This is a genomic window from Hydrogenophaga sp. 2FB (assembly GCF_005503365.1).
GTDB lineage: Bacteria > Pseudomonadota > Gammaproteobacteria > Burkholderiales > Burkholderiaceae_C > Hydrogenophaga.
The window spans coordinates 1-12,977 of the sequence record NZ_SCML01000097.1; the positions used below are offsets into that span (position 1 = coordinate 1).

The 12,977-nt window shown below is 65.4% G+C and carries 10 protein-coding genes; 8 read left to right on the top strand and 2 right to left on the bottom strand.

All coding sequences use genetic code 11. The annotated features are described in order from the left end of the window. Window positions 1–238 precede the first annotated feature (238 nt). Window positions 239–3,232 carry a Tn3 family transposase gene (locus FFS09_RS29875; protein ID WP_024815559.1) on the top strand — a complete coding sequence of 998 codons (2,994 nt, stop codon included), beginning with the start codon at window positions 239–241 and terminating at the stop codon, window positions 3,230–3,232. Window positions 3,233–3,279: 47 nt separating this feature from the next. On the opposite strand, the gene FFS09_RS29880 is transcribed toward FFS09_RS29875, so the two are convergent. Both FFS09_RS29880 and FFS09_RS29885 read right to left on the bottom strand, forming a co-directional pair. Next, complete coding sequence (locus tag FFS09_RS29880; RefSeq protein ID WP_212745185.1) at window positions 3,280–4,152, bottom strand: M20/M25/M40 family metallo-hydrolase; 873 nt, start codon at window positions 4,150–4,152, stop codon at window positions 3,280–3,282. Between the two features lie 13 nt (window positions 4,153–4,165). Then, window positions 4,166–5,218 (bottom strand): porin, encoded by a 1,053-nt coding sequence (locus FFS09_RS29885; RefSeq protein WP_137922538.1) that lies wholly within the window; start codon window positions 5,216–5,218, stop codon window positions 4,166–4,168. A gap of 149 nt (window positions 5,219–5,367) precedes the next feature. Here FFS09_RS29885 and FFS09_RS29890 point away from each other — a divergent pair, with 149 nt between their 5' ends. The 7 genes from FFS09_RS29890 to metC all read left to right on the top strand — a co-directional run. Further along, window positions 5,368–6,330 carry a LysR family transcriptional regulator gene (locus FFS09_RS29890; RefSeq protein ID WP_137922539.1) on the top strand — a complete coding sequence of 321 codons (963 nt, stop codon included), beginning with the start codon at window positions 5,368–5,370 and terminating at the stop codon, window positions 6,328–6,330. Between the two features lie 175 nt (window positions 6,331–6,505). Beyond that, window positions 6,506–8,056 carry a rhodanese-like domain-containing protein gene (locus FFS09_RS29895; protein WP_171020275.1) on the top strand — a complete coding sequence of 517 codons (1,551 nt, stop codon included), beginning with the start codon at window positions 6,506–6,508 and terminating at the stop codon, window positions 8,054–8,056. Window positions 8,057–8,062: 6 nt separating this feature from the next. Beyond that, a complete protein-coding gene (locus tag FFS09_RS29900) occupies window positions 8,063–8,491 on the top strand; it encodes a RidA family protein (RefSeq protein WP_137922541.1) in 429 nt (142 codons plus the stop codon). Window positions 8,492–8,522: 31 nt separating this feature from the next. Then, window positions 8,523–9,518 (top strand): Bug family tripartite tricarboxylate transporter substrate binding protein, encoded by a 996-nt coding sequence (locus FFS09_RS29905; protein WP_137922542.1) that lies wholly within the window; start codon window positions 8,523–8,525, stop codon window positions 9,516–9,518. 4 nt (window positions 9,519–9,522) lie between these two features. After that, the gene (locus FFS09_RS29910; RefSeq protein WP_137922543.1) at window positions 9,523–10,104 is read left to right on the top strand and encodes a cysteine dioxygenase family protein; all 582 of its coding nucleotides are present in this window, start codon (window positions 9,523–9,525) and stop codon (window positions 10,102–10,104) included. Window positions 10,105–10,163: 59 nt separating this feature from the next. Continuing rightward, window positions 10,164–11,891 carry an alpha/beta fold hydrolase gene (locus tag FFS09_RS29915; protein ID WP_137922544.1) on the top strand — a complete coding sequence of 576 codons (1,728 nt, stop codon included), beginning with the start codon at window positions 10,164–10,166 and terminating at the stop codon, window positions 11,889–11,891. Next, on the top strand, window positions 11,888–12,977 hold a 1,090-nt coding region (gene metC / locus FFS09_RS29920), incomplete at its 3' end, for a cystathionine beta-lyase (protein ID WP_137922545.1). The genes FFS09_RS29915 and metC, both read left to right, overlap by 4 nt.

Below are 12,977 nucleotides of genomic sequence, written 5' to 3' on the forward strand. Positions count from 1 at the left end.
ATTTGCTCCTCGGTGAACTTGCTCTTCTTCACGACATGCTCCTGCCCACTTGGGGCCTTCATCATGCCGGCTCTCTCTGTAACCGAACGGTTCGAAATCCGGGTACAGGGTCAACATGTACCGCATCGCCGAGGACAACCAGTGCCTGCTGGAAACCTCATTTCACGAACCCGCGACCGACACCTACTGGGATTGAGGCGATGGGAAGCATTGCCGCCAGGCGGGGTAGTCCCCGCGAATGACCACGCTCCATGAGACGGCCTATCCCAGCCTGAAACCCGATCCGACACCCCGTGAGCTGGCGGAGCTTTACACACCGACCAAGGATGAACAACTCCTGGCTGCCGGCATCGGCAAGCGCGCCTTGCCGCGCATGGCGGCACTGATCCACCTGAAAGTCTTCCAGCGCCTGGGCTATTTCATCTCCCTGGCCGAAGTGCCGCCGGTGATCCGGGAGCACATTGCGCAGCAGGTGGGCGTGGTTAGGCCGCCCCCGGCGGCGGACCTCAAGCGCTTCGAGGCCTCGGGCTCGCGCACCGCCTTGTTTGCGACCTTACGCCGGCACCTCAATGTCAAACCTATGAACCCGGGGGGCCACGCCTGGCTGGAGGTCGTGGCCGACACGGCGGCCGAGACCAAACACGCGGTGGCCGACATCATCAACGTGATGCTGGAGGAGCTGGTCCACCATCGCTACGAGCTGCCCGCCTTCTCGACGCTGGACCGGATGGCGTATCGAGCCCGGGAAAAGAGCAACAACCGGTATTTCTCCGCAATCACCAACCAGCTGACAGCCCATACCCGGACCTTGATCGACAGTTTGCTTAAAACCGCCACGGGCGAGTCGGTTTCTGCCTGGCAAATGCTCAAACGCGAACCCAAGCGGCCGACCAACAAGGAAACGCGCACCTACATCCAGCACATCCGGCGCTTGCAGTACCTGGTGGAGCAGCTTCCCAAGCCCGACGTGCCGGTGCCCAAGCTCAAACAGTTTCGCCACCTGGCGCGCGCCCTCAATGCGGCCGAGATGGCCGAACTCAAGCCGCAAAAGCGCTACGCCCTGGCGGTGATCTTCATCCGGGCGCAGCATGCCCAGTCCCTGGACGATGCCGCGGACCTGTTTATTCGCCTGATGCAGAACCTGGAAAACAATGCCAGGCAGAAATTGCTCTCGTTCCAGCAGGAGCGGGTCCAAAAAACCGACATGCTGGTTGGCCAGCTCAAAGACATCCTGGGCGCCTACCAGCTGGAGGGCACCGACACGCAGCGTGTGGACGCCATCGGCACCACCCTGGTGGCCGACGTGGACGAGCTGCTCAACGAATGCGAACAGCACCTGGCCTATGCGGGCCGCAACCATCTGCCTTTCCTGCTGCAGCCCTACAAGATGGTCCGGGCCCAGTTGCTCAACTGCATCGGCATCGCCTCGCCCAAGGCCAGCAGCGAGGACCAGGTAGCGGAGCGGCTGATCGAGGCCCTTTACAAGCTGCGCGACAACCGTGCGGACATCGTGCCGCTGGACATGCTGGGCCTGACTGAAGACAAGGATTTCCGCTGGATGTCAGGCCAGTGGAAGCGGTTGGTGTTGGTCCGTCCATCCGGCAAGGGCCGGGCGGAGGCTGTCCACCGCCGGTATTTTGAACTGGCGGTCATGCATGCTGTCAAAGACGACCTGAAGTCGGGCGATCTCTTCATCAAGTACGGCGAGCGCTATGACGATTACCGCGAGCAGTTGGTCGATGACGAAACCTTTGAAAGAGAAGTGGGCGACTATGGCCAGGTCACCGGCATCGAGACAGATCCCGGCACCTTTGTGGCGATGCTCAAATCGGCGATGTCCCAGCGGGCCCACGACATCGACGCCACTTTCCCGGAAAACGCCCATGCCGAGATCGTCGACGGCCGCCTGATCCTGCGGAAACCGCCGCGCTCAGAAATCGTCGAGGCGGCCGCGCGGATCGACGCCCTGATCACCGAGCGAATGGAGGCGGCCAGCATCGTGGACGTCATGATCGACACCGAGCGCTGGTTGGACCTGCACAAGCTGTTCCGGCCACTCGCCGGGACCGACAGCCGCCTGGAGGATCTGCGCATGCGCGTCATCACGACGCTGTTTTGCTACGGCTGCAACCTGGGGCCCGTGCAGACCGCCAAATCGATCAAAGGTCTGAGCCGCCGGCAGATTTCCTGGCTGAACTTGAAATACGTCAGCGAGGACCTCCTGGACAAGGCCATTGTCAAGGTGATCAACGCCTACAACAAGTTTGAGCTGCCAGGCTACTGGGGCACGGGCAAACACGCGTCGGCGGACGGCACCAAGTGGAATCTTTACGAGCAAAACCTACTGTCCGAGCACCATATCCGCTATGGTGGGTACGGCGGTATCGGCTACTACCATGTATCGGACAAGTTCATCGCGCTGTTCAGCCATTTCATTTCCTGCGGCACCTATGAGGGCATCCACATCCTTGACGGGCTGATGACCAACGAATCGGACATTCGACCGGACACGATTCACGGGGACACCCAGGCCCAGAGTTACCCGGTCTTCGCGCTGGCGCACCTCCTGGGCATCCAGCTCATGCCGCGCATCCGGGGCATCCAAGACCTCAAATTCCATCGCCCGGAGCCGGGCAATGTTTACCGCAACATCAATGCGCTGTTCAGCGATGTGATCGACTGGCGGCTGATTGAGCTGCATTTGCCGGCGATGCTGCGGGTGGCGGTTTCCATCAAGACCGGCAAGATCACGCCGTCGGCGATCCTGCGCCGGCTCGGCACCTACAGCCGCAAGAACAAGCTGTATTTCGCGTTTGTAGAGCTTGGCAAGGTCATCCGGACCATGTTCCTGCTGAGCTACATCGGCGATGTCGGGCTGCGCAAGGTAATCCATGCCGAAACCAATAAGAGCGAGCAGTTCAACGGCTTTGCTCAGTGGTCATTTTTTGGGGGAGAAGGGATCATTGCGGAGAACATCCGGCACGAGCAGCGCAAGGTGATCAAGTACAACCACCTGGTGGCCAACATGATCATTCTGCACAACGTGGTGGGCATGACGAAGGTGCTGCAGGAGCTTCGCGACGAGGGGACCGAGATCACGCTGGAGATCCTGGGCGGCCTGGCGCCGTTCCGCACGGCGCACATCAACCGGTTTGGTGACTACACGCTGGATTTTCGGCGGAAGATTGGCCCCTTGAACTTCGATGCCACCATAATCCCAATGGAATCATAGACTTAGGGTCGTTTCTGCTGGGTTTTACATGAATCCCTGCCGACCCTCTACCACACGGACGCGGTGTCGGGCACCACGTTCGGCTGGTCACCGCCATTGGAGATGACGTAGTGCGATCGTTGCTCCGGGCGCAGATGTTCACGCCGGTAGTTCCAGCCGACGTTCATCAGCTCCACCGCATCCAGGGCACTGCGGCCACGCCACGGCAGGAGCGCGGAATGGGCCGAGCGGCCCGTGAAGGTGTATTCCACCGACAGCATGCCGGTGCCATCGGCCTGGCCCCAGGTGGTGCGCAGGTTGTTGCTGACGTGGTTGTACAGGACGACATCCACGCCGTTGAACACGCCATCGCGCACCATGAACGGCTTGCCGGCCAGCAACTCCTCGGCCACGCCGGGCCACAGCAGCAGCGTGCCCGGCAGCTTTTCGCGCTGCATCAAGTCCTTCAAGGCCAGGGCCGCCACGATGTTGACGGCCTGCCCTGAGTTGTGCCCTTCACCGTGGCCCGGCGCATCGGCCACCAGCGGCTCGCGGTAAGCCACCCCGGGCTTCTGCGAGGCGCGCGGCAGGGCATCGATGTCGCTGCCCAGCGCAATCACCGGTTTGCCCTGGCCCCAGCGCGCCACCCAGGCCGTGGGCATGCCCGCGACGCCGCGCTGCACGGAGAAGCCATGCTCCTCCAGCAGCGCGGTCAGGTAGCGCGAACTCTCCACCTCCTGGAACGCCAGCTCGCCGTAACTGAACAAGGTGTCGTTGATGACCTGCGCCAGCTTCTGCCGGCTCTGCACGCCTTGTACAGCCAGGGCCTTGAGCGGCGCGTTGTCCACGACGGGCGTGGCCACGGAGCCCACGGGCTGGGCGCCCGCGGTCAATGCCATGAGCGTGATGCCCATGGCCAGGAGGTGGGCGAACTTGTGCATGCCTGCGCGATCCTCAGAAGGCGTGCGAGATGCCGGCGCCGACGAACGACGGGTCGGCGTTGGCACCTGTGAGCGCAGCGCCGTTCAAGGTGATCGTCGAACCGCCTTTGTTGTCCACACGACCGTACCGCGCATAGAGCTTGGTGCGCTTGGACAGGTCGTTGTCATAGCCCAGTTGCCAGCCTTTGGCAGCCACGGGAGAGCCCGACACCTTGCGGCTGGCGATCTGCGCCAGCACGGTGTGCGGCCCCTGGATATTCCAGGCCACCGAGGCCTGGAGGTTCGTGCTGCGCAGATAGCCGACGGCACTCGACCGGTTGGTATTGGCCGTGGCATACAGGGTGATGTCCGACCATTTGTAGCTCGCCCCCAGCATGTGGGTCTTCTCGGTCGTGGGTGCGGCCACGGGTGCGGCGGCACTGCCGCTCTTGAGTGCCTGATAACCGTACCCGAGGTACAGCGGCCCCGAGCTGTACTGGACATTGAAGCCTGCCCCGTCGCCCGAATTCGAGTTGTTGGCCGCCTCGCCCAACGTCAGCATCGCCTCGCCCGAGAAGCCACTGAGGTTCGGCGTGGTGTAGCGCAAGGAGTTGCTCAGGAACCCGGGGACGGTGCCGGAGGTCCCCGAGCGGGTCGAGGCCCCGCGGAACATGTTGGTGATGAGCGATGTCCGGTTGCGCGCCAGCACGTCCGACTTCAGCCCCACCACAAAGGTCGGTGACCACATGCGGCCCGCGTCGACGGCGCCCCACGGACCGGACAGGCCCACGTGGACCCAGCGGCTGAAAGCCAGATCGTTTTGCAGCGTGCCGTCGTCCTCGTTGAAGCCCGACTCCAGCCGGAAGTTGGCCTTCAATCCACCTCCCAGGTCCTCACTTCCGCGCATACCCCAGCGCGACACCGACGACCCGCCCGAGCTCACCCGCGTCACATGCCGCCCGTTGCCGGTGTTGGCCTGTTCCAGGAACGCATCCACCTGCCCATACAGCGTGACCTGCGCACCCACGTGCCCGGACACCGCGCATGCCAGCGCGCCCACCACCCCCAAGACCATCTTGCTGCCCATTGAAATACCTCAAGTAAATAGAGTCCACGATCCCTGATGGCTTTCGGAACACGCCGAAAGTGCTGGGCATTGTGTGAGTTGAGGTGATTCGGGAATAATATTATTTGGGTATAAAGCTATGACAAAACTGATTCACCCAAAGGACCGCCGTGGACACCCCTCTCACGCCCAGTGCATCTACCCTGCCCTTTCGCCTGAAGTTCCGCCAACTCGTTTTGCTGGACGCCCTCGGAGACTCCTTGTCCTTGCGCAAGGCCGCCGCACTGGCCAACCTGACGCAGCCCGCGGCCACCCGCGCCATGGCGGAACTGGAGTCGGCCTTTGGCGTGCAGTTGTTCGAGCGCTCCCACCGGGGCATGGCGCCCACGGTATATGGCGAGGCGCTGGTGCGGCACGCCCGCCAGGTGCTGTTCGACGTGCAGCGCGCGCACGACGAGATCCAGGCGCTGCGCTCGGGCTCGCACGGCTTTGTCCGCGTGGGCGCCCTGTTGTCCTCGGCCGTGCGGATGCTGCCCATGGCCATTGGTGAGGTCAAACGGCAGTTCCCGCGCATGCGCATTTCCGTGGAACAGCACCCCCAGCTTCCGCTGATCAGCAAGTTGCGCGAAGGCAGCCTGGACATGGTGCTGTGCCGCCTTGTGACCAACAGCGTGGACGCGGAAAGCCTCGATCAGGTGGTGCTGTTTGACGATGATTTCGTGCTGGTCGCGGGTCGCAACCACCGCCTGGCGCGAAGCAAATCCCTGGCCATGGCCGATCTCGTCGACGAGCCCTGGGTGCTCCCGCACGCCGGCGGCCCGCTCTACGACCATGTGTGCGCCCTGTTCCTCACCCAGGTCGGCCGCCTGCCCGCCAACGTCGTCGAGTCCACGACGTCATTGGTCACCAACCTGATGCTGATCGAGCACTACGGCTTCCTCAATTTCATGCAGCGGTCCGTGGCCCAGACCTACACCAAGCGGGGCGTCCTGCGCATCATGCCGATCTCCCTGGGAAGCCCCATCGGGCCCCATGTCGTCGCCGTGCGGCGCGACACCAGCCACCCACCGGCGGTGGATGCCCTGCTCAAAGCCCTGCAGCAAGTGACCGCGGCGGCACCCGAACACGATTGACAACTTGCGGGTTTTCCATGAACCGAAAAATGCATATCGTAGGAAAAAAATAAGATTACCTTGAATCACCCGCTTCGTCATATTCTGCGAACAGGCCTCTTCTTCGGGGCACCCTTTCACAGACTTCAACGACGACATGCCAGTGATTTCAGTCAGTGCTTTTCAATTGCGGGACATGCTCCTGGACGGCGGCGAAATCGCCGTTCTCGACATCCGTGACGAGGGCTTGCACACCGAGGGACACCTGCTGCTGGCGGCCTCGCTGCCGCTGTCCCGATTGGCTCTGGACGGCGGCTGGCGTGTTCCACGGCGCAGCACCCGCATCGTACTGGTGGACGATGCGCCCGAGCACATCGCACGGGCTGCCGCTCTGCTGGCACAGGCGGGCTACACCCAGTTGTTCGCGCTCGACGGTTTTCATACCCATTGCGAAGCGGCAGGCCTCGGGGTCTTCAGTGGCAAGTACGTTCCCAGCAAGGCCTTTGGCGAGGTGGTGGAAACACAGAAGCACACGCCGCAGCTGGACACCGCTGCCTTGCAGGCCCTGCAGGCCAATACCCCCGAACTGCTGGTGGTGGACAGCCGCACGCCGCAGGAATTCCAGCAGTTTTCGCTGCCCGGCGCGCAGAGCTGTCCGGGCGCCGAACTGGTCTTGCGCGTCCCCGCAGCCGTCGAGCCGAACGCCGTGGTGCTGGTCAACTGCGCGGGCCGCACGCGCAGCATCATCGGCGCGCAGTCCCTCATCAATGCGGGCGTCAACGCGCGCGTCTATGCCGTGGAGAACGGCACCATGGGCTGGCATCTGCAAGGCCTGGCGCTGGACCAGGGGCAGACCCGCATGCTGGCCCGGGCGCAGGACCCGGCGCAGATCGCCCGCAGCCGGCAGGCCGCCCTTGCCCTTCTGGAACGCACCGGCGGCCAGCTGATCGATTGGGCGCGGTTGCAGGCGCTGAAAAGCGATGCGGACAGCACCACCTATTTCTACGATGTCCGTCTGAAGGACGACTACCTGCAGGGCGCGTTGCCGGGTGCGCGCAACGCCCCCGGCGGCGAGCTGGTGCAAAGCACGGATTACTTTGCGCCGGTGCGCCATGCCCGCATCGTGGTCGTCGACACCGATCTGGTCCAGGCGCCCATGACCGCGCACTGGCTGCGCCAGATGGGCTGGCAGGCCGATGTGCTGGACCCGGCCACCGCACCCGCGTTGCGGCCCCCGCAAGCCGACCACGCGGCATGGCTCCACGCACCCGCGCCCGTCGAGACGGTGACGGTGCAGTGGCTGGAGGCCGCGCTGCGCGATGGCCTGGCGGTCACCGTGGTGGACTGCGGCAGCAGCATCGACCACCGGCACGGCCACATCCCGGGTGCGTGGTTCTCCACCCGCTCCGCCCTTCCCGACAGCCTGACCGCATTGCCCCACCCGGGCACCACCCTGGTGTTCACGGCCGGCGATGAGGCTTCGGCCCACTTCGCGGCAGCCGATGCGCAGGCTGCCGGCCATGCGGTGCGGCGCCTCGCCGGCGGCACCGCCGCATGGCGCGAACAGGGCCTGGCGCTGGAGACCGGCGCGTCTCGCCTGCTCAGCCCATCCACCGACGTCTGGTACTCCCCCTACGAAGTGGAGCCAGAGCAGCGCGAAGCGGCCATGCACGCGTACATCACCTGGGAAACCGGATTGACGCAACGCATTGCCGGCGAACCCGGTGTCCATTTCAACGTGCTGTAACCCACCATGACGTACCCCTTTCATTGCTACAACCCGCCCGAGCTGGGCGCTCCGCTCGGCCCCTACTCCCAGGCCCTCGCCATTCCGGCGCACAGCCAGTTGCTGCTGCTCTCGGGCCAGACGCCTCTGCGCGAAGACGGCAGCATTCCGGATGCGTTCGAGGAGCAGGCCGAACTGGTCTGGCATCGCATTGGCCTGGTCCTTGCACAGGCCGGCCTGGGTTACCAGCACATCTGCCGCGTGGTGACTTACCTGGTCGATCCGGCCGACGCACCGGCACATGCGCGGGTCCGCATGCGCCACCTGGGTCCGGCCCGCCCTGCTTCGACGGGCATCGTGGTGCCCCGTCTTTTCAACGCGGCCTACAAGCTGGAGGTGGAGGTCACCGCAGCCTGGCTGCCCACCGCGTCAGTGGCCGTCCAACCGGCTGCCTGATTTCTTCCATCCTCGAAAGTGAGTCTCGACAATGAAGAGTGAAGTTGCATCCCCGCTCACACGCCGCGCGCTGTGCACCCGGTTGGCGGCATGGGGCACCCTGGCGGCGATGCCACCCGCGCTGTGGGCACAACCCGCCTATTCCTCGCGCGTGGTCAAGCTGGTGATTCCCACGGCGCCCGGCGGTTCGGTCGATTCCATCGGCCGCTTTCTCGCGGAGTCCCTGACGCGGCCACTCGGCACCACCGTCATCGTGGAGAACCGCGCCGGCGCGGGCGGCACGATCGGCATCCAGTCGGTGGTCAAAAGCCCACCCGATGGACTGACGCTGGTGCTCGGCATTGCCGCCACCATGTCGGTGCAACCCGCGGTGAACACGCTGCCCTACAACCCCGTGAAAGACCTCGCGCCGGTGGCCGTGTTCGCCCAGGGCGGTCTGGTCATTGCGGTGCCCGCCGCCAGTCCGGCGCAAAACGTCAAGGACCTGCGCGCGCTCGCCGCCAAAAAGGGTGAGCTCGCGTTCGGGTCCGGAGGCCAGGCCACGTTCGGCCACCTGACTGGCGAATTGCTCAAGAGCGAACTGGCCGTGCCCATGCGGCACATCCCGTACCGGGGCGCAGCGCCCGCGGTGACGGACCTGATGGCCGGCCTGCTGGACCTGGCCGTGGTGGATGCCTTCTCCGCCGCGCCGCATGTCCAGTCCGGCAAGATCCGCATCCTCGCCATCGCCGGCCCCAACCGCCACAACAGCTTCCCGCAAGTGCCGACCTTGTCGGAGTCGGGCGTGCCATTCACACGGGGCACCTGGATCGGTCTGTTCGCGCCCGCCGGTGTGCCGCAAGACATGCTGGACCGCCTCACGGGCGACATCAAGAACCTCTCGGCCCAGCCGGAGTTTCGCGCGCAGGTTCAACACCTGGGCTTCACCCCGCTCTTCATGCCGCCCACCGACGTCAGTCGCATGCTGGCGCAGGAGATCGAGGAATGGAAACGCACGGCCAAGACGGCCAACCTGAAGATCGACTAGGCGCATGTCCTCCACGCTCACACAACAACGCGCAACGGCGGTGCGGGACACCGTGGCGCAGGTGCGCGCCTTGCTAGGGCAAGACGCCGCTCCCGGCCTTGCGCAAGCGCAGTGCGCGGCGGCCTGCATGCAGAAGCTCGCCGCGCAGACCGCGCTGTGGGACAGCCGCGACTTCCCCATCGAGGGAGACAAGCTCTGGCAGGCCTACACGCTGCACGAAGACGCCGATGGCGCGTATGCGATGTATGCCGTGGCCATGCACCCGGGGCACGCGCAGCCGCCGCACGACCACACCACCTGGGCCTTGATCGCCGGTGTCCGTGGCGCGGAGCGCAACAGCCTCTACCGCCGCCCACAAGGCAGCGGGCCTGCGCCACTGGCCCACCTGGGGGACATCACCGTCGCGGCCGGCAACAGCCTGGCGCTGGGCCCCACCGACCTGCACGCCATCGAAGTGCCGGGGCCGGGCGACGCACTGCATCTGCATCTCTACGGACGGGGTTTCGCGCACTTGCAAGAGCGTCGGATCTTCGACCTGCTCACGGGCGAAAGCCGCGCTTTCCCCGCCATCCCGAACGTTTCCTGAAGACGCCTTCCGTGAAGACGTTTTGATTCTTTCTCTCTCAACCTTTTCAACAGATTCCGATGACTGCTTCCATTCTTGACCACCACGGCGACGGTTTCGTGCAAGCCAACGGCCTGCGCCTGCACTACGAACAATGGGGTGACGGTGCCCACCCGGTGGTGGCGCTGCACGGCACATCGCTGCACGGCAAGGTCTGGTACTGGCTGGCCAAGGCCTTGCCCACCCACTACCGCCTGATCGGCCTGGACCAGCGCTCGCATGGCGACTCCGACCGCGTCGGGTCCGGCCAGTACGGCGTGGAGCACTACTGCGCCGACCTGGAGGCCTTTGCGGACCGCATGGGCCTGGAGCGTTTCTCCATCGTGGGCTCATCCCTCGGCTCGCGCGTGGCCTTGCTCTATGCCGCGCGCCACCCCGAACGGGTCAGCGCCCTTGCCCTGCTCGACCTCAGTTTCGAAATGCCCACCGAGGCTTCCGAACACATGGTGCACGCCCACGTGACCCGCCCGCGCACCTTCCCGGACTTCGAGACCGCCGTGGCGTTTTCCAAGACGCTGCCGCAGCGCCTGCGCTTTGCCGACCAGGTGCACCGCGACACGCTGGTGGGCGACCTGCGCCAGCTCGGCGACGGCACCTGGGAATGGCGCTACGACAAGGACGCGGCCATCGAAACCCTGCGCTGCGCCGCGCGCGACATGTGGGACTCGGTGCGCGCCGTGCGCTCGCCCACCCTCATCCTGCGCGGGGCCGACAGCGACGTGCTCATCGCATCCACCGTCGAGCGCCTGAAGCGCGAACTGAAGGGCGTGCAGATCACCGACGTGCCCAACGCCGGCCACTCGATCTGGGGCGACAACCCCGACTTCACCGCCAACGCGATCGTGGAAGCGCTGGACGCCGCCGTGCCCACGCAACCCGGCACCGCCGAGGGCTCGCCCACAGCCGGACGCTCGCTGCAGATCAAGACCCCCGGCCTGAACTTCCACGCTCGGGAATGGGGACCCGCCGAAGCGCCTGTGTTGTTGTGTCTGCATGGCACCTCGATGCAGTCCAGCGCGTGGACCGCCCTGGGCAGCGCCCTGCAAGACCAGTGGCGCGTCATCGCCCTGGACATGCGCGGCCACGGCGGTTCGGACAAACCGGCCACGGGCTACTCGCTGGGCCAGTACGCGGCCGACGTCGAAGCCGTCATGGACGCACTGGGCCTGGAGCGCGCCAGCCTGATCGGCAGCTCGCTCGGAACCCAGGTGGCCATCGAGTTTGCGGCGCGCTACCCCGGTCGCGTCGACAAGCTCGCGTTGTCCGACCCGAGTTGCCTGATCCAGCAAGCGGCCATCGACCAGTACGTGTCCTTGCACCGCACACGGCCCCGCCGCTTCCACGATGCGGACGCTGCCCTGGCCTTCTCCAAAAGCATGCCGCAGCGCAAACGCTTCTCCGACCAGGTGCACCGCTTTACCCTGGCCGGCGACCTGCACACCACCGCCGACGGCCAGCTGGAATGGCAGTACGCGCTGGAGCCGATCCTGCAAACCTTCGAGGCCCTGACCGAGGACCAGGAGGCCGCCATCAAGGCCGTCAGCGCGCCGGTGCTGATCTTGCGCGGCGAGGAATCGCACGTGCTGTCCCGCCCCGACGCCCTGAAACTGCTGGGCTGGTTCGAGCAGGCCGAGCTGGTGGAGTTTGGCGATTGCGGCCACACCATCTGGGGCGACCAACCGGCCGCGCTGGCCCGCGAAGTCCGCAGCTTCCTCGCGTCCGACGCGCACGCCATGGTCGCTGCATGAGCCAGCCGCAAGCCGCCACCGTCGTTACCCACGGCGGCCGTCCGCACGGCACGCGGGTCACCGTCAACCCGCCGGTGGCGCGCACCAGCACCGTCGTGTTCGACTCGATGGCCACACTCAAGGAGGCGCTGGCGGAGCGCGCCCACCACGAGCGCGGCCTGCTCTACGGGCGCAAGGGCAGCTCCACCGGCGACGCACTGGAAGACGTGTTGACCGCACTCGAAGGCGGCGACCGCACCCGCCTTTTCGGCTCGGGCCTGGCCGCCATCTCGTGCACGCTGCTGGCCTGCGTGCGCCCCGGTGACCACGTGCTGGTGATCGACTCCTGCTACGACCCGGTGCGCCGCTTGTGTGCCCAGTACCTGGCGCCCATGGGCGTCAGCGTCGACTTCTTCCGCCCGGACCTCAGCGACTTCGCCGACAAGATCCGGCCCGAGACGCGCCTGGTCTGGGCCGAGTGCCCGGGCACGCTGCTCTATGAAATGTGCGACCTGCCGGCACTGGTGGCCATCGCGCGCCAGCACGACAACATCACCGTGGCGGTCGACAACACCTGGGGATCGAGCCTGCTGTACCACCCGCTGGCGCTGGGGGCCGACATCTCCGTGGTGGCCGGCACCAAATACCTGGTGGGCCATTCCGACGTGATGCTCGGTGCCGTCATCACACGCGAGCCTGCGGCGAGCCACCGTATCGCCGACATGGCCGACCTGCTCGGCCACTCCGTGAGTCCGGACGATGCCTATCTGGCGCTGCGGGGCGTCCGCACGCTCACGGTGCGCATGGAGCAGCACCAGGCCAATGCGCTGAAGGTGGCGCAGTGGCTCCAGCAGCAGCCGATCATTCGCACGGTTTTTCACCCGGCCTTGGCCGACGACCCGGGCCACGCTTTGTGGCAGCGCGACTGCAAAGGTGCCAACGGACTGGTCAGCATCGAGTTCGACCCCGCCGTCAGCGAGCTGCAGACGCATGCGTTCGTGGAAGCATTGCAGTGGTTTGGCATCGGCCACTCGTGGGGCGGCTACGAAAGCCTGGCGTTGCCGATGCACTGTCGCTTATACACCTCTGAAGCTGCCGACGATATAA

Coding starts and splice junctions, on each gene's coding strand:
- FFS09_RS29875 (WP_024815559.1), top strand. CDS start 239: ATGACCACGCTCCATGAGACGGCCTATCCCAGCCTGAAACCCGATCCG.
- FFS09_RS29880 (WP_212745185.1), bottom strand. CDS start 4,152: ATGCACAAGTTCGCCCACCTCCTGGCCATGGGCATCACGCTCATGGCA.
- FFS09_RS29885 (WP_137922538.1), bottom strand. CDS start 5,218: ATGGGCAGCAAGATGGTCTTGGGGGTGGTGGGCGCGCTGGCATGCGCG.
- FFS09_RS29895 (WP_171020275.1), top strand. CDS start 6,506: ATGCTCCTGGACGGCGGCGAAATCGCCGTTCTCGACATCCGTGACGAG.
- FFS09_RS29900 (WP_137922541.1), top strand. CDS start 8,063: ATGACGTACCCCTTTCATTGCTACAACCCGCCCGAGCTGGGCGCTCCG.
- FFS09_RS29905 (WP_137922542.1), top strand. CDS start 8,523: ATGAAGAGTGAAGTTGCATCCCCGCTCACACGCCGCGCGCTGTGCACC.
- FFS09_RS29910 (WP_137922543.1), top strand. CDS start 9,523: ATGTCCTCCACGCTCACACAACAACGCGCAACGGCGGTGCGGGACACC.
- FFS09_RS29915 (WP_137922544.1), top strand. CDS start 10,164: ATGACTGCTTCCATTCTTGACCACCACGGCGACGGTTTCGTGCAAGCC.